We start from the raw sequence: 20,127 nt of genomic DNA on the forward strand, positions 1-20,127 counted from the left end.
GGCGCCGATTACGTAAGGAACTCGTATTCGGGAGTTCCTGGCTGCAGTTGCTGGCAAGAAATTTGGGACTCTTCCATTCTGGCCAGCAGCGCCGGGAGGTCGCCTGCCTGCCCTAATTGGATGCCGACCAGCGCAGCACCAGTTTCCCGGTTGTTGCGCTTGAGGTATTCAAACAAGGTGATGTCATCGTCCGGCCCCAACACGTCCGAGAGGAACGAGCGCAGCTGCCCTGGTTCCTGCGGAAAGTTCACCAGGAAATAGTGCTTGAGTCCTTGGTGCACGAGCGAGCGCTCCACGATTTCGTTGTAGCGCAAAACGTCGTTGTTACCACCGGAGATGATGCAAACCACCACTTCATCTGGTTGGGGAGGACTGTCTACTAGGGCGGCGACGGACAAGGCACCTGCCGGTTCGGCCACGATCCCTTCGTTTTGGTACAACTCGAGCATTTCGGTGCACACTGCGCCTTCGTCGATGCTCACGGTAGTCAACCGGTCTCGGTTAGCGTCGGCAATCTGGTAGGTGAACTCACCAACCTTCCCCACCGCTGCACCATCCACAAATGGATCCAGGTGTGGCACAGCAACGGGGTGCCCAGCGGCTAGCGCCGCTTGCATGGACGAGGCCCCCGCGGGTTCTGCTGCCACCACCTGGGTTTGCGGAGAAATATCCCGAAGATAGCTCAGGATCCCGCCCAGCAACCCACCGCCGCCAACCGGTACATACACGCGAGCTGGGTGTTTACCCATGCTGGCCAGCTGTGCCAGAATTTCGGCGGCGACGGTTCCCTGACCTGCGACGGTGTCCCAGGCATCAAAAGGTTGGATGAAGGTGGCACCGTGTTCTGTGGCATAGGCGCGGGCGGCCGCAGCAGCCTCATCAAAATTATTGCCGACCAACTCGACGTCGACATGCTCGCCACCGTGAACGGTAATGCGGGAAAGCTTTTGCTTTGGGGTCTTCTTGGGCACAAAGATTCGGCCTTGGATTCCCAGCGTGCGGCATGCGTAGGCAACTCCTTGGGCGTGGTTACCCGCCGAGGCGGTTACGATGCCAGCGTCGACACGGGCAGGGTCAAGCTGGATCATGGCGTTGTATGCGCCCCGGATCTTGTAGGAACGCACATCTTGCAGGTCTTCTCGTTTCAGATAGACCTGCGCTCCGGTGGCCTGAGACAGGCGCGGGCAGTACTGCAGCGGAGTCGGAGCAATAATCGCGGAAATTCGTGCCTGCGCTGCCTGAATGTCACTGGCTTTGACCATGGGCAAGTCAGTGTGGGGGCTGGTTGCGGGACGAGTGCGATCAGTCATGACCTAAAACTTACCGAATCGCCCGATCGGCACCACAATGGCATGCGGTTGTTCCGCCCCCGAATGGTTTGCCACATGGTGTTTCACGCTCCACCAGCAGGCAAGCCACCATGGTTAATAAAGGATTCATCTAATCGTTACACTTCTGCAACTTCGCCCCGGCATACTTCGAGAGATTCACTGTGCCGAGCCCTGCGCGGGCAGCGCACATCCTGTCCCCCGGCCTCATCAAATGCCATGAACACAGTTTGAACGGCCCTTCATAACCCAAAAGGAGAATTTTCGTCGTGACGATTCGAAATCGCGTATTGGCTACCTGCGTGGCACTGTGCACCTCGGTAGCGGTTCTCGCACCTGCGCACGCAAACATCGTGGCAAAACCAGTATCGGTAAGCGCGCCGGGGGCACTGCTCAATCTGGAAGCTATTGGCACCCATGAGACCGGTGAATTTGAGAAGTCTGCTGCCGAAATCGTCGCCTACCATGCCGCCTCGAAGCGTCTGTTGGTTGTGAATGCGTTGTCCGGGAAGATCACCGTGCTGGACGTATCTAAGCCGGAACAGCCAACCGAACTGCACACGGTCTCCGCTGGGGCCGGCACCACCGTGAATTCGGTTGCGGTGCGCCCGGATGGACTCGCTGTTGCCACGGTTGAGCCTGCCGATAAAACCGCTGCGGGCTCGGTAATTTTCTTCGATGCCGCTGGTAACGGCGACGTGTTTGGTTCTGTGCCGGTAGGCAGCCTCCCCGACATGGTCACTATTACCGAAGATGGAGCATTTGCGCTGGTTGCAAACGAAGGGGAACCTGCAGAAGATTACTCGGTTGACCCGGAGGGGTCCGTGTCCGTGATCTCGCTGCCGAAGAAGGTAGCGGCCGGCACCGAAGTACGCACCGCCACTTTCACGGCCTTCGAGGGCAAGCTGCCGCAAGGAGTCCGAGTATTTGGTCCGGAAGGCACCGACGCGCAAAACTTGGAACCGGAGTACATCTCTACCTTGGATGGTAAGGCGTATGTGGCGCTCCAGGAAAACAATGCGGTTGCTGTGGTCGACATTGCCACCGCGACGGTTACGGACATTTACCCACTTGGAACTATCGACCATTCCGTGGTCCCATTTGATCCTTCCGACAAGGATGGCGCTACCAAGCTTCGTACTGCACCGGTAAAGAGTTTCCGGCTCCCAGACGCGCTCGCTGCTTACACCGCAGCTGGCAAGGGATACTTTGTCACTGCCAACGAAGGCGACACGCGAGACTGGAAGGGGTTCTCCGAAGAAGAACGCGTGAAAAAGCTCAAGCTCAGCCCGGATTTCGCTGGCCTGAACGCCGACCAGATCAAGCAGCTGCAGTCCGACGAGCAGCTGGGCCGACTCAAAGTCACCACCACGGCCGGTCAAAATAGCGACGGCACCTACGATGAGCTCTACGGCTTCGGTGGGCGTGGATTCAGCATCTTCGACACCAACGGTAACCTGGTCTTTGATTCGGGCTCCGAATTTGAAAAGATTCTCTCCGAGTTGCCCGAGCAGCCGTTCAACCCAGACCACACGAGCAACGACGCCGACGATCGCTCCGACGACAAGGGCGCGGAACCTGAAGGCCTCACCTTGGGCACCATCGGCTCCCACACGTTTGCTTTCATCGGCCTGGAACGCACCTCGGGAATCATGGTCTATGACATCACCGATCCCCAAGCTCCGGCCTTTGTTACCTACCTCAACAACCGCGACTTCGCCGCAGCTCCCGACAGCGGAACTGCGGGTGACCTTGGTCCGGAAGGTCTCACATTTATCCCGGCCGAGCAGTCGCCAAACGGCAAGCCTCTCCTGGCCGTGGGCAATGAAGTTTCCGGCACCACGACCATCTACCAGGTCAACGCCGACCCATCGCTGACCACCCCAGTCAAGGAGCCTGGTGGCACCAGCAGCTCGATGACATCCTCGGGTTCCTCTACCCTAGGCTCCTCGATTGGAGTCATCGGTGGGATCGCAGCAATCCTCGCTGCAATCGCGGGCATCGCACCGCACATTCCTGGGCTGCAGGCTCAGATTCACCAGCTGCTAGCGATGCTCAACATCCGTCGATAAGTAGCAGGCGTCGATAAGGCCAGCCTGGCTCATCGACGCCCGACGCGCCCTACCCCAAGATGCCCGGCCCCATGGTGGCCTTGAGGTCACCCATGAGGCTGCCGGTGCGATTGACCCGCAAGTGATCGCCGAGAACCATCATCGTGGAGTGCTCGCCGTCAACAAGTTTGAGGTAGACATCGGATTCTCCGGCGTTGGATAGCAACACTTGCTTCAGCTTGGCGATGTTTTCCATGGTGCATTGGTCGGTACGCATCACGAGCTTGAGCGGCAGGCCCTGGCCATTTCCGGCGCCCAATTCAGGTGCTTTGAGGTCATCGCAGAACAGTGACATGCGGTCGTCGCGGATCGAGACGTGTGCCTTGGCCAAGATGATGTTGTCTTCCACCAGCTGGGTTGCCACCAAGGCGTAAACCTTGTTGAACACCAACAACTCAACGGAAGCACCGTTGTGGTCTTCCACCGTGACAATAGCCCACGGCGAGCCGTCCCGCTTGGAAAAGCGCCGGTCGACGGACGCAATAATCCCGCCGATAGTCACTTCCGTGCCATGTTTGAGCTCGCCGCCCAAGATCGTGGTGAGGGCGGTGTCGGTTTGCGCGGCCAATGCTTCTTCAAAGCCATCGAGCGGGTGTCCGGACACGTACAAGCCCAGCATTTCCCGTTCCAACGCCAGTTCGTGCTTGCGGTCCCATTCCTCGTCAGGGACTTGTACAGCGAAGAAGTTTGTGGTGTCCCCGCCGTCGTCAGCTCCGAAACCAGCAAACAAATCGAACTGGCCCTTGTCCGCTGCCTTTTTGGTGGCAATTACCGAATCGACGGCATCTTCATGGACCAACACAAGCCCTTTACGCGGATGCCCCAGGGAATCGAAAGCCCCCGCCTTGATGAGCGACTCAGTCACGCGCTTGCTACACGGCACGGTGTCAATCTTGTCGAGGTAGTCCGAAAAGTCCTTGAAGTGGCCTTTTTCGGCGCGAGTGGCAACGATCGATTCGACCACGTCTTCACCGACGTTACGCACTGCACCCAAACCGAAGCGGATGTCATCGCCCACGGCCACGAAGTCGAGAACTGACTCGTTGATGTCAGGCGGCATGACTTTCAGACCAAGGTGGCGACAATCCGCGAGGTAGATAGCAGATTTATCCTTTTTATCTGCCACTGACGTCAACAATGCAGCCATGTATTCCGCAGTGTAGTTGGCCTTCAGGTACCCGGTCCAGAAGGACACCAAACCATAGCCGGCGGCGTGCGATTTGTTAAACGCGTAGGCCGCAAATGGTTCGATGGTGTCCCACAGCGCCTTGATTGCCCCATCGGAGAAGCCATTGGACTTCATCCCAGCTTCAAAGTTGACGAACTCTTTCGCCAACACCTCGGGTTTCTTCTTACCCATGGCCTTGCGGAAGCCGTCTGCTTGGCCAGCCGTGTAATTTGCGACCTTTTGCGAAATACGCATGATCTGCTCCTGATACACGATCAGACCATAGGTATCGCCCAGGATTTCCTTGAGTGGCTCTTCCAGTTCAGGGTGAATCGGCTTGATTTCCTGGCGTCCATTCTTGCGGTCGGCGTAGTCCAGGTGGGCGTTCACGCCCATCGGACCTGGGCGGTAAAGCGCCAGGGCGGCGACGATGTCGTCGAAGCCGGTTGGCTCCATTCGCTTCAGCAGCTCTCGCATGCCACCACCGTCGAGCTGGAACACGCCCAGGGTGTCGCCGCGGGCAAGGAGTTTGTAGGTTTCCGGATCTTCCGTGGACAGATTCTCCAGGTCAAGGTCAATGCCACGGTTGCGCTTGATGTTTTCCAGCGCGTCACCGATCACCGTGAGGTTACGCAACCCCAGAAAGTCCATCTTCAGCAAGCCGATAGCTTCGCACGCCGGATAAGGCCATCCGGTAATCAGTGCGCCGTCCTGTTGCCGTTTCCACATTGGGATGCAGTCCAGCAGCGGTACCGACGCCATAATCACCGCACACGCGTGGACGCCAGCTTGCCGCACAACGCCCTCAAGTCCGCGCGCAGTGTCATAAATCTTGCGCACATCGGGGTCAGTTTCAATTAACTGTCGAACCTCGCCAGCTTCCCCGTACCGGGGGTGCTCGGGATCGGTGATACCGGACAGCGGAATATCTTTGGCCATGATCGCAGGTGGCAGCGCCTTGGTGATGCGGTCAGCGATCTGATAGCCCGGCTGACCGAATTGCACGCGGGCGGAGTCCTTGATGGCCTGTTTCGTTTTCACAGTGCCGAAGGTGATCACCTGGGCGATTTTGTCCTCGCCCCAACGCTCGGTGGCGTAGTGAATCATTTCTTCACGGCGCCGATCCTCAAAGTCAATATCGATATCGGGCGCCGAAGGTCGTTCCGGATTAAGGAATCGCTCGAACAGTAGGTCATGCTCGATCGGGTCAATATTTGTAATCGTCAATGCATAGGCGACGAGTGCGCCGGCTGCCGAACCACGCCCGGGCCCCACGCGGATGCCTACAGAACGGGCGTGTTTGATGAGCTCAGCGACGATGAGGAAGTAAGAAGGATAGCCCTTCATATCGATGACTTCGATCTCATAGTTCGCGCGATCGATGTACTCCTGCGGTACCTCTTTGCCGGGGAATCGGTCTTGCAGGCCACGCATTACTTCTTTGTGCAGCCAAGATGTTGGAGTTTCGCCTTCCGGCACATCCGCAATCGGCATGCGGTCGTGCGTGTGTGGTTCCCAGATCTCTCCGTAGTCTTGAACTCGCTCGGCGATGAGCAGCGTGTTATCGCACGCGCCTGGCACGGTATGGTCCCACGAGGCACGCATCTCGGCAGCTGACTTGATGTAATAACCGGTGCCGTCGAATTTGAACCTATCTTCGTCGTGTAGCGTCTTACCGGTTTGCACGCACAGCATCGCTTCGTGGGCCTGAGCTTGGGATTCGAGCACATAGTGGCAGTCATTGGTGACTAGTGGTGGCAAGTCGAGTTTCCGACCAATTTCGAGCAGCTCCGAACGCACGCGGTTTTCAATATCAAGCCCGTGATCCATCAACTCCAGGAAGTAGTTTTCCTTACCGTAGATGTCCTGCCACATCGCAGCGGCTTCGAGCGCTTCATTGAACTGTCCCAGGCGCAGGCGAGTCTGGACGTCTCCGGAGGGGCAGCCGGTGGTGGCGATGATGCCTGAGGCCCGCTCGGCAATGATTTCCGCATCCATGCGTGGCCATTTGCCAAGCTGCCCCTCGTAGGAGGCCATCGAGGACAGGTAAAAGAGATTTTGCAGCCCCTCGGCATTTTCAGCGACCATCGTCTGGTGGAGATATGCGCCGGATGCAGACACGTCGTCCGACTTCTGGTGAGGCTCGCCCCACTTGATGCGCTGCTTGTTGAAGCGTGATTCCGGCGCGAGGTAGGCCTCAATACCGATGATGGGCTTGACCCCCACCTCGGTCATCTTGCGGTAAAAGGCATCTGAGCCAAACATGTTGCCGTGGTCGGTGATTCCTACCGCCGGCATACCTTGGCGCAAAACCTCGTCGGCAAGCATGTCAATTTTTGCCATTCCGTCGAGCATCGAATATTCAGTGTGGTTATGCAGATGCACGAAGGAAGAATTGCTCATAGTTGGAAGATTCTAGCGTCATCAGCAGGGCAACGCGACCATGCAGGTTAATGGGGACAATGTGCGATAAATCGCCAAGGATAGCTTGTCAAGAATTGCTTGTCGACGAGTGCTGCGCCCAGCCCTGCCGCGACCCACAACACAGTTCGGGAGGAACGTGACCTAAGAATCACCCCCGGGCGACCCGGCTCACAAATTGTTCAACACCCTAACCAAAACACCCTGTTACCTGTAAGAACAAGGTGGACAAATCATCTGACAAGCGCTACACTAAATACAGCGATTACCCCCGCTAGTAGCATTAGACAACTCGATAGGACGCACCCATGTTCTCCTTTGGTCAATCCGCCACCCAGTTCAGTGTTTTCTCCTTCTTTGGCGCTGCAGCTCCAGAACTACCGCAGGATCGTTTCGAAGCCGCCGACCATGAACTCTTGGACGCAATGGCTGAGCAAGATCTTCGTTTGGTCGCTTAACTCATACTGGGATCGTTTTTCACCACCCGGTGTCTTGTTCGCGCAAGCACTCACCGGGTGATCCACCAGAGGTTCGCCCCACCAGCTATAACACGCTAAAGTGTGCGACGTGTTCTATGCCATCGTCGCTTATTTGCTGTGGGGCGCTTTTGCTGCGTTCTTCCCGTTACTGCAACCAGCACAGCCACTAGAAATTATTGCGCACCGCATCGTATGGACGTCCATCTTGATGGCACTGCTGCTCAGTGGCACAAAAGGTTGGAAGGAACTACGCCAAGCAGACAAGCGCACCTGGCGCACCCTCGTATTTGCCGCATTAGCCATCGCGCTGAACTGGCTCACCTACGTAACCATCGTCAACTCCGGACATGTGGCCGAAGCAGCCTTGGGGTACTTCATCAATCCACTGGTGAACGTCCTGTTGGGCTTGGTGTTCCTCGGTGAAAAACTACGCCTCCTGCAAAAGTTGAGCGTAGGTATCGCAATTTTTGCCGTGAGTGTGCTCGTATTCCTCAGCGGACAGCCTCCTCTTGGGGGTTTGGTCCTAGCCGCTTCTTTTGGCGTCTACGGGCTCCTCAAGAAGCAAGTTCAACTCTCCGCCGAAACATCCTTAGCAGCAGAGACGTTTCTGCTCGCACCGGCATCATTGGGATACCTGATATACCTCTTCAGCACCGGCGAGCTAACCTTCTTTCAGCACGGCCTCGGCCATGCATTGCTGCTGATCTGCACTGGTTTCATCACCGCGATCCCGATGCTGTTGTTCAACAAGGCCACCCGCTTGATCCCGCTGGGCACCATCGGAATGCTGCAGTACCTCACCCCGACCATGCAAATGCTGTGGGCGGTGCTCATCATGCACGAACAAATGCCGACCATTCGGTGGTTCGGATTTATTGTTATCTGGATTTCGGTTGCCATTTTTGTCTGGGATATTTGGCTGCAACGCAAACCCGGCGGCTCCGGCCCCCGCCGACCGTTACCCAAGGCCTAGCCAGCCACAGGGCCTAGTCAGCCAACGACAACGGGGCGCACCCCAAACCGACCAAAAGCAGCATCCCTCGGCAGCACCTCTATTGCCACGACTGTTGGCTCCTGCGCCAGAGTGCGCAATTGCGCCAACCTAGCAAACACCAAGGCCCCGGAGATTCCTCCGGCTACTTCCGGGGAGCTATCCGCCGTGCGGCGCACCACATCTGCGCGGGTTTCCGGAGCGATGGGCTCAGGAATTGCCACCGGCTTCGCCTGAGTGAGCGTTAACGAACTCACTCGCTGAATGTTCCAGGTTGCCGTGACCCGGCCCGCTTCTTCCACAGTCAGCGGGTGGTCAAATGTGACCAGCGCCCAACCGTCGCCATCTCGATCCAGCGATCCCACCACCCGCTGTTGATACTGCGAAAACGACTCGTTCGGCTCCATCCCCAATTGATCGCCATTGCGCAACATTGGCTTGGAGGTGTTGTCGTCAAACCCGGCCCCCACAATCGCCACCACGATGATAAGTGCTGCTAGCCCCGCAACCGTTTTCCGCATGTTGCTCACGCCCGCAGGACATCCAATGCATGCTGTAGGTCCGGCGGATAGGGCGATTCCACTTCCATGTAGTGCCCATCGGCGGGGTGTTCAAAGCCCAGACGCACCGCGTGCAGCCACTGACGGGTAAGGCCCAGTCGCTGGTTAAGGTTTGGGTCGGAGCCATACATCGGGTCGCCGCAGCAGGGGTGATGGAGGGAGGAAAAGTGCACTCTAATTTGGTGCGTTCGGCCGGTTTCGAGGTGGACGTCGAGAAGCGTCGCTTCCCGGAATGCCTCAATGGTTTCATAATGGGTGATGGATGGTTTGCCGTCGGTTGTGACCGCGAATCGCCAGCCTGCGGAGGGATGCCGGCCGATTGGAGCGTCGATAGTGCCGGTTAACGGGTCCGGATGGCCCTGGACCAGCGCGTGATAAGTCTTAGTGACGGTTCGGTCCCGAAAGGCGCGCTTGAGCACGCTATACCCGCGTTCCGACGCCGCAACCACCATCACTCCCGAAGTGCCAACGTCCAGGCGCTGCACGATACCCTTGCGCTCTGGCGGGCCGGAGGTGGAAATGCGGAAGCCAGCCGCAGCGAGGCCACCCAACACGGTTGGGCCTTCCCACCCCACCGTCGGGTGCGCTGCCACCCCGACGGGCTTATTTAGCGCAATAACATCTTCGTCCGCATAGAGGATGTCCATGCCTTCGATAAGTTCTTCTTTGGGTTCGAGCGACTTTGGTGGCTCAGGAAGCGTGACATCCAGCCAGGTATCGGCGATCAACCGGTCGGACTTCCCCACGGTGCGACCGTCTACGCGAATATCGCCAGCTTCTGCGAGCTCGGCGACCATGGTTCGGGACAACCCCAGTAATTTGGCCAGGGCGGCGTCGACACGCATGCCCGCGAGCCCTTCTGGAACAGGAAGCTGCCGGGACTCACGCATGACGCATCGCCCGCTTTTCCTCTAAAAACACTCCCACAATGAAACACACTACGCCCACCGTAATGCAGGAATCCGCGATATTAAAAACAGCAAAGTTCCCTACGGAGATAAAGTCCACCACATGTCCAACAAAAAACGCTGGCGCCCGAAATAACCGATCGATCAAATTGCCCAATGCCCCGCCGGCTATCAACGCCAGCCCTACGGCGTTCCACCCCCCAACTACTTTGCGCGAATACACCGCGATTCCCACCACGAATGCTAACTGAATGCAGGTAAACACCCAGGTTGCGCCTTCACCAAACGAAAATGCTGCCCCGGAATTGAACAACAAGTACCAGCGGAACCAATCCCCAATGACAGGGTGCGGCACCCCAGGAGTCAGTGTCCGCAACACAAGAAACTTCGTGAGCTGATCGATGCTGGCCGCAGCCACGGCAATGGCAAACATCGTAGGCATCCAGTTTCGAGATGGAATCGGCGAAGGGACCTGGTGGGTTTCCGTTTCGTTCACGGCAACTATTGTGCCTTGCCCGTGGACTTTTGCAGGCGATTTGTCCCCCGTCGGTGTGTCTTCGCAGGAGGGCGTTCGGTTACGCTAAGACACTATGAAGTCTTCTGCTCGACGTATTCTCGTTCCAGTTTGTTCGCTGTTATTGCTCGTCAGCCCTATGTTGGTCTCTTGTAGCAAAGAAACCGATTCTGAGCAGCCCAGCCACGCGCCCGCCGTTTCCCTTCCGGTTGACCCGCCGCGGGTGCAGCTTATCGACGCCGGGACGGCACCACAACAGGTAATGGCATTCCACGACTCTGGTTCTTCCCAAGACATCGATCTCGCATTCAGCGATGCTTTCACCCAAGGAACCGGGACGCTGGCAGAAGTCTCGGAAACGCCGGAGGTACCTCAGCAACCTCAAGTTCTGCGAGCACACGCTCATGCAACAACCACCGGGCAACGCGACATTGCAGTGGTACTCACCCAACCGACTTACTCCCAGCCAGATCGCGCGGAGGACGCTCGAGGCATCGATGGATTTCGATTGGGATGGACAGCAGATTCCACCGGCCGCGCATCAAGCGTAACTGTTGCCGCCCCGACGCAGGCCTCAGATTCTGCCCGTAAACTCGCGGAAGTGCACGCGATGAAGCTGGTCGCGCAACCAATCATTTTCCCCACTGAGCCAATCGGCATCGGTGCCCGATGGAGCGTGGACAACCGGGTGGCGGGTGATTCCACCTTGCTTCGGTCAACGACCTACACCCTGCAGCACATCGACGGCGACAATGTGGAACTTCAGGCTGACATCATCCAGCGCCCTGCAGTGACTTCACTTCCGTTGAACACAGCAGCTGGAAGCGAGTTAAAAGTGCACTCTACCCAGTCACTTTCCACCGGAACACTGAGAATCAACCTAGGCCAACCTTTGCCAACTTCCGGGCACTTCGCGGTAAGTACGCGCGTACGCTATGCCTCTGATGGCTCTGATACCACGGTGTATCAAGACTTCACTTCTGGGGTGGACTTCGGAAAGTAGCGGCTGGCCAGACATTCGGACCACCTGCGTGTTGCCATGCCGTGAAGGCACACAGGCTCCGAGTTGGCTACACAAGTGGCGAGCCATGCCTGATACTCGACCGAAAAAAGTGGTCGCTTTCCCTGCGAATTTAGGAAAGCGACCACTTTGTCCGTGTTGGGTGCGCTACTGCGACTTAACTTCGCCCGCAGGTGCTTCAGATTGGCACATGGCAGGGACCTTTTCTGGAGAAACCGTATTGGTGATGAGGGTGCAGGCCCATCCCTTGGAAAGCTTCCAGTTACCACCCTCATTGACGAACTCCACGCTGTCTGCAACCTGGGAAGGGCGCTCTGGCAAGGTGAAATTCACAGTGGCCAGGACAGAATTCGGGGTGTAGCCAGGTAGAACTGGGTCTACAACCTGGAATTCGGCGCCCGAATCGATCTTGGATTTAGTCATGGTTTCAAACAGTTCCGGCGCGGTTTCTGCGCCTTGGACCGTCTTGATCTTTTGATCCACCGTCGCAGCAGGATCGGTAGCTACGGCGAGAATTTTGTTGAGGTCTGCAGCCGTGGGAGTAGCAGCATCAGCCTTGGCAGCGCTGGATGCTGCAGGCTTGGCAGCAGAGCTAGTCGTGGTGTCTGAAGAGCCCTTGTCGCCACAGGCGGTCAAAGACAATGCAGCTGCAAAAATACAGGCGGCTGCTGCAGGCTTGGAAAACTTCAACGAAATCTCCTTGGGAGTTCAGGTGTCGGCACCAGCGCAGAATATCTCGGTGTATTTTTCCGAAAACTTGAGATGTTTCAAGTTGTGCGTAGGTTACCGCTGACGTGAGGCCGATCTTAACACGAGTTACAGAAGTGAATAGTTTTGACTCTCCCCGATTCACCGCTGCAATGGTGAATATTGATCCTTTTTGCGCTACAAAGTGCAATCGACACAGCAAGAGCTTTTGTTGCCTGCTGCCCCCACAATTTCTTCCTATGTGGCAACCTTAACAACTATGACTGAAGCAGTGAAGAAAATCATCGTTATCACCACAGGTGGCACAATCGCGTGCACTACAGACCACAACGGCGTACTCCTGCCAACCGTTTCTGGTGAAGATCTGATTGCCCCTATCCGAAGCCGTTTCCCAAACGGCAGTGTTGTCATTGAAGTGCGAGAGCTAACACGGCTCGATTCCGCCTCCATGACTTTAGGAGACATCGACGAAATCGTCTCTGCAGTCCACGAAGCCCTCGATGATGCCGAGACCACCGGAGTCGTGGTTACCCACGGCACCGACTCGATGGAAGAAACTGCGATTGCCGTTGATACGTTCCACACAGATCCGCGGCCTGTCGTATTCACCGGAGCTCAAAAACCTGCCGACCACCCGTCTGCGGACGGCCCCGCCAATCTCTTTGAAGCAATCCTCGTTGCTGCTGATGCCTCAGCGCGCGGCATTGGCGCACTGATCGTATTTGGCCACGCCGTACTCCCGGCACGGGGCGCGATGAAATGGCATACCACCGACGAACTCGCATTTGCCACAAACGGCCCGGAAGAACCCACGAGGCCTGACCCTGTCGCCCCCGCATTGCTTGCCGACGTCCGCATCGACGTCATCTACGCTTATCCCGGCGCGCCGCGCACCACTGTCGATGCATTGCTCGAAGCCGGGAGCCAAGGAATTGTCGTGGAAGCTATGGGTGCGGGCAACGTCGGGCGCGATCTGGCTCAAGGACTCAGCCACGCCTTGGAGCAAGGTATTCCGGTCGTCATCAGCACGCGGACCCCGCGCGGTGACGTACATGGCAGCTATGGCGGTGCTGGGGGCGGAGCTACCCTGGCTGCCCTTGGTGCGCTGGGATCTACCTATTTCCGTGCTGGGCAAGCTCGCATTCTCTTGGCAATCGCAATAGCAACCGGCAGGCACCCGGCAACACTGTTCTAGCGTTCATAGTTTTCCGACAGCCAGTCATCCCAATCGAGACTGGCCAGTGGGTCAGCCTCGGTGAGGAGTGGATCGTCGTCCGCAAAACTCTTGGTTCTACCGTGAGCCGTGGAACGCGTTTCAAATCTCACCGTTACTACGCCGTGCCCACACCCTTGCACCCAACCGTGCCCGTACTCCGGGTGGAAAACATCTTGGGTGCTGTACCACGTTCCCGAACGCGATTCTTCAAGTTGAGGCGAATTCACCAAGCTAATTACTTCTGAATGGCTCGAGGAGCGAACTCCGGTTTCAAAGTCACCAGCGACATCTTCGGTCACGGTTACTTGCTGGTCAAGCTCAGGAAACATTACATCTTGCCGTTCAAGTTCCAGCCCGCTCAAAGACACCCCAACCAATCGAATTGGCCCGATCTGCTCTGGATAGCGTGTTAAGCGCCGGGTGGCCGCGGTCAAAGTTTCTAGATCATCACTTGCGTAAGACAGTGTCAGCGAGCGAGTCTCGGTAGTAAAGTCCGCGAGTTTCAATTTGACGCTGATCGTTCTTGCTGCGCGGCCGTCTTTCTTCAGGCGTCGATAAGCGTCGGTCATGCTGCGGCTCACAGCCTCGTCGACCTCCGCTTTGGTGGTTAGATCCTTGGGATAGGTATGTTCAGCTGATACTTGTTTAGCTTCGGCTCGGGGTGCCACGGATCGATCGTCGTTACCTTGGGCGATCTGCCACAGCGCTGGACCTACAGTTTTCCCGAGGGCTGCTTCGACCTCCTTTTGCTCCAGCGCTGCAAAGTCTCCGATGGTATCGATACCCAATCGCTTCAACTTTTGTTCGGAAATTGGGCCAATCCCCCACAACTGCCGGACCGGCAGCGGATGAAGGAGTCGCACTTGATCGGTGACGGGAATGACAAATACTCCGTCCGGCTTAGCAAGGCCCGAACCGATTTTTGCGGCTTGCTTACCCGGCCCCGCGCCGAGCGAGGCTGGGAGGCCAGTCTCCCGTCTTATGCTTTCCCGAAGCTGTTGGCACCACTGCCCCACCTTTTCGGGATCCGCCCCTTGCAACACGGATGGTTCAAGGAAAGCCTCATCGATCGACAGCTGTTCGACCAAACCAGCCTGAGCTCGCACAATTTCAAATACGCGCTTGGAAGCGGCGCTGTACACCGGAAAACGAGGACGAACGGTTGTCGCCCTTGGCCCAATCAAAGCTCGAGCTTGAAACATGGGCATAGCACTGCGCGCCCCGAATTTACGTGCTTCGTAAGATGCGCCGGCTACCACGCCTCGTCCCGCCAGACCTCCGACCAACACTGGTCGCCCTCTCAACGTTGGTCGGGTTAACTGTTCCACGGATGCGAAGAACGCGTCCATATCAATATGAAGTACCCAACGTTGCATAATGATCAGCCTAGGACAAGAGTTCCCCCGAACGACATTTGGTACATAATCAGTACACAAATCATCCGTTGAACGAAATCACACTCGTACGATTTGTTGTCGGGTATGCACCTGACGAACTCGAGAAAGACACCATGCCCCCACGATCAAGGCTAATTTATTCACCCCGGAACGTCTTACCGCGGTGATGAATTGTGCTATCGGTCTTTCGATTTACATTTGCTTGGAATGCGTGAGTTTGTTCTTCGATGCCTCCACGGTCATCGGCTCGGTGTTTTTGGTCGCCAGCGGCCTGGCATATGCTTTCTACTCCTGGTTGATGTATCAGGTAATCAAAGTAGATTCTCCGCTGGCAAGCAGCGTCTTTATCATATGTAATTTTCTTGGCGTCATCCTCCACCTGTTTAGCACCTCCTATCTATTACAGATCCGACCCGATGAAAGCCGCTATCAGACCATTTACAACTTCGCCGAGTACCTTTTCGTCCTGGCGCTGTTTCCTTTGGTGTGTGGACTTGCGCGTAGCCCCGTCTTTCCGCGATTCATTGCAATCATGCAAGCCATTTATGCGGTGACCTGGACGTTAAATATCTTCTTCCCCGAATACACTTTCCCGCTACCGGTCAATATGGCATTGAGCTTAGCCACAAAATGTGCCATCGTTGCCTGCTGTTTCCGCACTGTTTTCCATCGTCGTAGGCTTTGACGGAATGTGCGATCGCCGACAGCAACTTTTCGCAACTCGCGCAGCACACTCGGGTAAGCCGGGTTAAGCACAACAGTTTACAATCGACTGAAGTGTCTAGATCAACCCCATAGCTCCCAGCTATGTCGCGCCGCCTGAATGAAGAAAGCCCACAAACATATGCCCTATTCGTTAACTGAAGATCCCGCGCGGGATGTTCCAGGGCACGCCATTTCTACGGCTTTGGCAATTTTTGTTTACTTGGCGTTGGAATGCGCAGTCTTGGTTTTCCCACCCGAGGCAATCCAGTCGGTTTTGTTCAACTTGGGCGCCATGTTTGCGTTCTTCACGATGTCATTGGGCTATCTCAATTTGTTCAAACTACAAACTCCAGTGGCTGCCCGTACGCACTTTCTCCTCAACACGATAGGAATCCTCTGGCATCTAGCAAAGATTCCGAAACTATTGCTTGTGGATGCTGACGTGCACGCATATTGGCAGGGGCTCTACACTGCCGAATCGTGCATGGCCGTTGCGCTCATTCCACTAGCCTGGTGTATTTGGCATTCCCCAATTGTCCCTAGGATACTCGCGCTAGGTTTCATGGCGTTTTCCGCCAGCTGGTTGCTTCTGGTGCTTGTTTGGCAATTTAGCCCACAAACAACGTATCTCGATTGGCCAATCAATCTCTTTGGTGGCCTGGTACAGGGAGCTCTCGCCGTTTATCTCGTGCGATGGTCTATGCGACAACAGCCGAGACCAACCGGACTAACTTAGCGTTCCCAGTCGCCGGTGCATATGGAAAATCGCCCCGACTCCCCTCCCAATGATGGTGGGGGCCGGGGCGACTCCTGGTTAGGACGGCACTCCGTCGCTAAGCATTAGGCACGAGCGATCTCAGCATGCACACCCTTGATCACTTCCACGCCATCCGTGGACTCTGCCACGCTGAACGACGTCGCCAGTACCTCACCAGCGATGAAGTCAGCATGACGCTGCGCCCACTCGACCTTGTCAGCGCCAACGCCCAGCTTCACGACGATCCGATCCGACACATCGAGTCCTGCAGCCTTGCGGGCGTCCTGGAGTCCGCGAACCACGTCGGCTGCCCAACCCTCCGCCTCGAGTTCCTCGGTGACCGTCATGTCCAGCGACACTAGCCCACCAAAGCCATCGACCTGAGCCGTTGACTCTGGATTAGCCGCCACCAATCGTTCGGTGTACTCGCCCGGCTGCAATTCGATTCCATCAGCGACAACGACGTCTCCAGAACGGGTGTAGTTTCCGGCTTTCACTGCCTTGATTACGCGCTGGACGTCCTTGCCAAGGCGTGGCCCGGCAACCTTCGCGTTGACCACCACTTCGAACTTGCCGACAGCGTCAACATCATCGGACAGCTCGACGGACTTGACGTTGACTTCGTCTCGGATGATTGCAGCGAAATCTGCCAATCGAGCCGATTCGGGCAATGCCACCGTCAACGATGGCAAAGGTAGACGGTTGCGCAGCTTGTTGGCCTTGCGCACCGAAGAAGCCGCCGAGCACACCCCGCGGATTCCGTCCATGGCTTCCACCAAGTCATCATCTGCTGGGAAATCGGCGGGGTTCGGGAAATCGGTCAGGTGGACCGAACGTTTTCCCGTGAGCCCCTTGTAGATCACTTCCGTAGCCATCGGCAGCAACGGCGCAGCAACTCGGGTCAGCGTCTCCAACACGGTAAATAGCGTGTTGAAGGCCTCTGGGTGTGCGTCGTCGCCCGCCCAGAATCGATCGCGAGAGCGACGTACGTACCAGTTGGTCAGCACGTCGCAGAACGTCCGAACTTGGTCGCAGGCGCTGGCGATGTCGGTGTTGTCAAGGCTAGACTGCACATCCGCCACGAGATCATGCGTCTTAGCCAAGATGTAGCGATCCAGCACGTCCTCGGAAGCAACCGAGAACTCCGCTGGCTTGGAAGCATAGAGCTGGAGGAAGCTGTACGCGTTCCACATTGGCAGCAGCGCGTGGCGAACGCCCTCGCGGATGCCCTGCTCGGTGACGATCAAGTTGCCGCCGCGCAAGATCGGCGAAGACATCAAGAACCAACGCATGGCATCGGAGCCGTCGCGGTCGAACACCTCGTTGACATTCGGGTAATTGCCCTTCGACTTGGACATCTTCAGCCCGTCGTCGCCAAGCACGATGCCGTGGGCAACGACCTTCTTGAACGCAGGGCGATCAAACAGGGCGGTTGCCAGCACGTGGAGGGTGTAGAACCAACCGCGGGTCTGCCCGGAGTACTCCACGATGAAGTCCGCCGGAGAGTGGGTGTCGAACCAGTCTTTATTCTCGAATGGGTAATGCTTCTGCGCGAATGGCATCGAGCCGGATTCGAACCAGCAGTCGAGAACTTCAGGTACGCGGCGCATCATGGACTTGCCGGTTGGATCGTCGGGGTTCGGTCGGGTCAGTTCGTCGATGTATGGGCGGTGCAGAGAGGTCGGACGCACGCCGAAGTCGCGCTCCAATTCATCCAACGAGCCGTAAACGTCCACGCGTGGGTAGTTGTCATCGTCGGAGACCCAGACCGGGATTGGGGAACCCCAGTAGCGGTTGCGAGAGATGTTCCAGTCGCGTGCGCCTTCGAGCCACTTGCCGAACTGACCGTCACGGATGTGCGCCGGCATCCATTCGATCTCAGTCTTGTTCAGCTCCACCATGCGGTCGCGGAACTTGGTGACGGCCACGAACCATGACGGCAATGCCATGTAGATCAGCGGTTCGCCGGAGCGCCACGAGTGCGGGTAGGAGTGCTCGATGGTTTGCTGGCGCACGACGCGCCCGGCTGCCTTCAGATCCTTGATGATCTGCTTGTTCGCATCAAAGATCAACTGACCTTCGTAGTCAGGTACGAGGGAGGTGAACTTGCCATCCATGCCCACGGGGATGACGGGGTCGATGCCGTACTCGGCGCAGGCGAACATGTCGTCTTCACCAAACGCTGGCGCCTGGTGGACAATACCCGTGCCGTCCTCGGTGGTGACGTAGTCGGCGGCGATGATTTGGAAGGCATTTGGCTGGTCGCGGAAGTAATTGAAGATCGGCTCGTAGGTCAGGCCTACCAATTCAGTGCCGAGGTGAGTGGAGAGGATCTCGTGGTCGTCGCCAAGTTCCTTTGCCAAAGTACCCACGAGGGCCTCTGCCAGCAGGAATTTCTGCCCTTGGAACTCTGCCAACCCATTGCTGCCGACGGCAACCAGTGCGTAGGTCACCTCTGGGTGAACAGCGAGCGCCAGGTTCGACGGCAGCGTCCATGGAGTGGTGGTCCAGGCCAAGGCTCGCGCGCCCACCAGAGCTTCATTTGCGGTGGTGCCTGGCAACACGCCGGTGATTGGGAAGGTAACGGTCAGCGTCGGATCTTGACGCATCTTGTACGAGTCATCCAGGCGCGTCTCCTGGTTGGACAGCGGTGTCTGCTCCGCCCAGGAGTATGGCAGCACGCGGAAGCCCTGGTAGATCAGGCCCTTGTCGTAGAGCTGCTTAAACGCCCACATAACGGACTCCATGAAGTCCAGGTCCATTGTCTTGTAGCCGTTGCCAAAATCTACCCACCGGGCTTGGCGAGTCACATACTCTTTCCACTCCTCCGTGTACTTCAACACCGAGGTCGCACAGTATTCATTGAATTTGGCCAGTCCCATGCCTTCGATTTCGCCGGTCTTGATACCCAGCTGCTTTTCAGCTTCCAGTTCTGCCGGAAGTCCGTGGCAATCCCAGCCGAAAACGCGAGCAACCTTCTTGCCACGCATCGTCTGGTAGCGAGGGATGATGTCCTTGACGTAACCCGTCAGCAGGTGGCCATAGTGTGGCAGGCCGTTTGCAAACGGGGGCCCGTCATAAAAAACGTATTCCGGGCTGCCATCGCGCCCGTCGAGCGAGGCCTGAAACGTATTATCCTGTGCCCAAAAATCAAGCACGTTACGTTCCATATTGGGGAATTGATTACTACCGCCACTAAGGTCGGTGCGAGGGTAAACTCGTTGCGAATTCTCGCTCATGATCTCACCGGTTTTCCGTTCTACTTTGGCATTGTCACAACTAAACAGTTGAATTTCTTCGAAACCGCCGGGACGCCGAAAGCTCAACGCGGTACCACCCTGCTTGCGCACAGCTGCCTTATCGACGAGCCGATGCGCCACTTTATTGGTGTTGAAGGTCTATCACGGTCCTACCCGTCCGGTTCTAATGAGTGCGACCCGTTAGCGCCCGCACTGTTCTTCCGGAAAGACTCCCCGGTGATGGCCGGATCATAGCCTAACTGTCTCCAGTTATGTGTGTCAGTATAGCCGACCCTGTCAAGAGTCGGCAGCAAGCATACTTACTTGGAATTTCGGTGCTTGCGCCACCAATCCCACAACCAGACCACCAGACCGATCCCCGCGCAAACAATTGTGCCTATATACCACTGTCCGGTGCCTGTGGCAACGCCTAACACAAAGCATGCAAAAGCACCGAGAGCGGCAACAAGAGCTGCGATCATCATGGCTATCAGTCAACCCTTTTCACAATTATGTCGTGTGCCTCTTACTGAACAAGTGGGTAAGAGATTTAGAAAGAAGTAATCCCCCGCACACCGCGAGTTTCTAGGGTATGCGAGGGGAA

15 protein-coding genes are annotated in these 20,127 nt (G+C 56.8%); 7 read left to right on the plus strand and 8 right to left on the minus strand.

All coding sequences use genetic code 11. The features are described from left to right. Window positions 1-8: 8 nt before the first annotated feature. Window positions 9-1,310, minus strand: a complete 1,302-nt coding sequence (ilvA, locus tag CEPID_RS07945) for a threonine ammonia-lyase IlvA (protein ID WP_047240518.1) — start codon at window positions 1,308-1,310, stop codon at window positions 9-11. Window positions 1,311-1,597: 287 nt separating this feature from the next. Between ilvA and CEPID_RS07950 the strand changes: the two genes are divergently transcribed. After that, window positions 1,598-3,400: a choice-of-anchor I family protein gene (locus CEPID_RS07950; RefSeq protein WP_144413487.1), complete on the plus strand. Its 1,803-nt coding sequence runs from the start codon at window positions 1,598-1,600 to the stop codon at window positions 3,398-3,400. 49 nt (window positions 3,401-3,449) lie between these two features. Here CEPID_RS07950 and dnaE read toward each other — a convergent pair whose 3' ends face one another. Further along, window positions 3,450-7,010, minus strand: a complete 3,561-nt coding sequence (dnaE, locus tag CEPID_RS07955; RefSeq protein ID WP_047240519.1) for a DNA polymerase III subunit alpha — start codon at window positions 7,008-7,010, stop codon at window positions 3,450-3,452. Window positions 7,011-7,336: 326 nt separating this feature from the next. On the opposite strand from dnaE, the gene CEPID_RS13310 reads away from it, so the two are divergent. Both CEPID_RS13310 and rarD read left to right on the plus strand, forming a co-directional pair. Beyond that, window positions 7,337-7,486, plus strand: a complete 150-nt coding sequence (locus CEPID_RS13310) for a hypothetical protein (protein ID WP_158408035.1) — start codon at window positions 7,337-7,339, stop codon at window positions 7,484-7,486. A gap of 109 nt (window positions 7,487-7,595) precedes the next feature. Then, on the plus strand, window positions 7,596-8,480 hold the full coding sequence (rarD, locus tag CEPID_RS07960) for an EamA family transporter RarD (RefSeq protein WP_047240520.1): 885 nt from the start codon (window positions 7,596-7,598) through the stop codon (window positions 8,478-8,480). 17 nt (window positions 8,481-8,497) lie between these two features. Here the strand turns inward: rarD and CEPID_RS07965 are convergent, their stop codons facing one another. The 3 genes from CEPID_RS07965 to lspA are packed head-to-tail and all read right to left on the minus strand — an operon-like array spanning window position 8,498 to window position 10,399. Beyond that, entirely contained in the window at window positions 8,498-9,028 is a 531-nt protein-coding gene (locus tag CEPID_RS07965; protein ID WP_052843449.1) for a hypothetical protein, read from the minus strand. After that, window positions 9,025-9,948 carry an RluA family pseudouridine synthase gene (locus CEPID_RS07970; RefSeq protein WP_047240521.1) on the minus strand — a complete coding sequence of 308 codons (924 nt, stop codon included), beginning with the start codon at window positions 9,946-9,948 and terminating at the stop codon, window positions 9,025-9,027. The genes CEPID_RS07965 and CEPID_RS07970 overlap by 4 nt, the downstream gene beginning before the upstream one ends. Then, complete coding sequence (lspA, locus tag CEPID_RS07975) at window positions 9,941-10,399, minus strand: signal peptidase II (protein ID WP_047241440.1); 459 nt, start codon at window positions 10,397-10,399, stop codon at window positions 9,941-9,943. Before lspA ends, CEPID_RS07970 begins: the two co-directional genes overlap by 8 nt. A 157-nt stretch (window positions 10,400-10,556) precedes the next feature. Between lspA and CEPID_RS12505 the strand changes: the two genes are divergently transcribed. After that, window positions 10,557-11,483, plus strand: coding sequence for a hypothetical protein (locus tag CEPID_RS12505; RefSeq protein WP_052843451.1), 927 nt, complete (start codon window positions 10,557-10,559; stop codon window positions 11,481-11,483). 165 nt (window positions 11,484-11,648) lie between these two features. On the opposite strand, the gene CEPID_RS07985 is transcribed toward CEPID_RS12505, so the two are convergent. Next, window positions 11,649-12,191, minus strand: a complete 543-nt coding sequence (locus CEPID_RS07985; RefSeq protein ID WP_047240522.1) for a hypothetical protein — start codon at window positions 12,189-12,191, stop codon at window positions 11,649-11,651. Window positions 12,192-12,468: 277 nt separating this feature from the next. On the opposite strand from CEPID_RS07985, the gene CEPID_RS07990 reads away from it, so the two are divergent. Then, window positions 12,469-13,404, plus strand: coding sequence for an asparaginase (locus CEPID_RS07990; RefSeq protein WP_047240523.1), 936 nt, complete (start codon window positions 12,469-12,471; stop codon window positions 13,402-13,404). On the opposite strand, the gene CEPID_RS07995 is transcribed toward CEPID_RS07990, so the two are convergent. Continuing rightward, window positions 13,401-14,801, minus strand: coding sequence for a DNA polymerase IV (locus CEPID_RS07995; RefSeq protein WP_047240524.1), 1,401 nt, complete (start codon window positions 14,799-14,801; stop codon window positions 13,401-13,403). The two genes, CEPID_RS07990 and CEPID_RS07995, sit on opposite strands and share 4 nt — an antisense overlap. 232 nt (window positions 14,802-15,033) lie before the next feature. Between CEPID_RS07995 and CEPID_RS08000 the strand changes: the two genes are divergently transcribed. Next, complete coding sequence (locus tag CEPID_RS08000; RefSeq protein ID WP_144413488.1) at window positions 15,034-15,507, plus strand: hypothetical protein; 474 nt, start codon at window positions 15,034-15,036, stop codon at window positions 15,505-15,507. A gap of 159 nt (window positions 15,508-15,666) precedes the next feature. Continuing rightward, window positions 15,667-16,263: a hypothetical protein gene (locus tag CEPID_RS08005; protein ID WP_047240526.1), complete on the plus strand. Its 597-nt coding sequence runs from the start codon at window positions 15,667-15,669 to the stop codon at window positions 16,261-16,263. A 104-nt stretch (window positions 16,264-16,367) separates the two neighbouring features. Here the strand turns inward: CEPID_RS08005 and ileS are convergent, their stop codons facing one another. Further along, complete coding sequence (gene ileS, locus CEPID_RS08010; protein ID WP_047241442.1) at window positions 16,368-19,523, minus strand: isoleucine--tRNA ligase; 3,156 nt, start codon at window positions 19,521-19,523, stop codon at window positions 16,368-16,370. Between the last annotated feature and the right edge of the window lie 604 nt (window positions 19,524-20,127).

This window comes from Corynebacterium epidermidicanis (assembly GCF_001021025.1).
GTDB lineage: Bacteria > Actinomycetota > Actinomycetes > Mycobacteriales > Mycobacteriaceae > Corynebacterium > Corynebacterium epidermidicanis.

Excerpts from the sequence above, each read along its gene's own strand:
- ilvA (WP_047240518.1), bottom strand. The coding sequence starts at position 1,310 with ATGACTGATCGCACTCGTCCCGCAACCAGCCCCCACACTGACTTGCCC.
- dnaE (WP_047240519.1), bottom strand. The coding sequence starts at position 7,010 with ATGAGCAATTCTTCCTTCGTGCATCTGCATAACCACACTGAATATTCG.
- CEPID_RS13310 (WP_158408035.1), top strand. The coding sequence starts at position 7,337 with ATGTTCTCCTTTGGTCAATCCGCCACCCAGTTCAGTGTTTTCTCCTTC.
- CEPID_RS07970 (WP_047240521.1), bottom strand. The coding sequence starts at position 9,948 with ATGCGTGAGTCCCGGCAGCTTCCTGTTCCAGAAGGGCTCGCGGGCATG.
- lspA (WP_047241440.1), bottom strand. The coding sequence starts at position 10,399 with ATGTTTGCCATTGCCGTGGCTGCGGCCAGCATCGATCAGCTCACGAAG.
- CEPID_RS12505 (WP_052843451.1), top strand. The coding sequence starts at position 10,557 with ATGAAGTCTTCTGCTCGACGTATTCTCGTTCCAGTTTGTTCGCTGTTA.
- CEPID_RS07990 (WP_047240523.1), top strand. The coding sequence starts at position 12,469 with ATGACTGAAGCAGTGAAGAAAATCATCGTTATCACCACAGGTGGCACA.
- CEPID_RS07995 (WP_047240524.1), bottom strand. The coding sequence starts at position 14,801 with ATGCAACGTTGGGTACTTCATATTGATATGGACGCGTTCTTCGCATCC.
- CEPID_RS08005 (WP_047240526.1), top strand. The coding sequence starts at position 15,667 with ATGCCCTATTCGTTAACTGAAGATCCCGCGCGGGATGTTCCAGGGCAC.
- ileS (WP_047241442.1), bottom strand. The coding sequence starts at position 19,523 with ATGAGCGAGAATTCGCAACGAGTTTACCCTCGCACCGACCTTAGTGGC.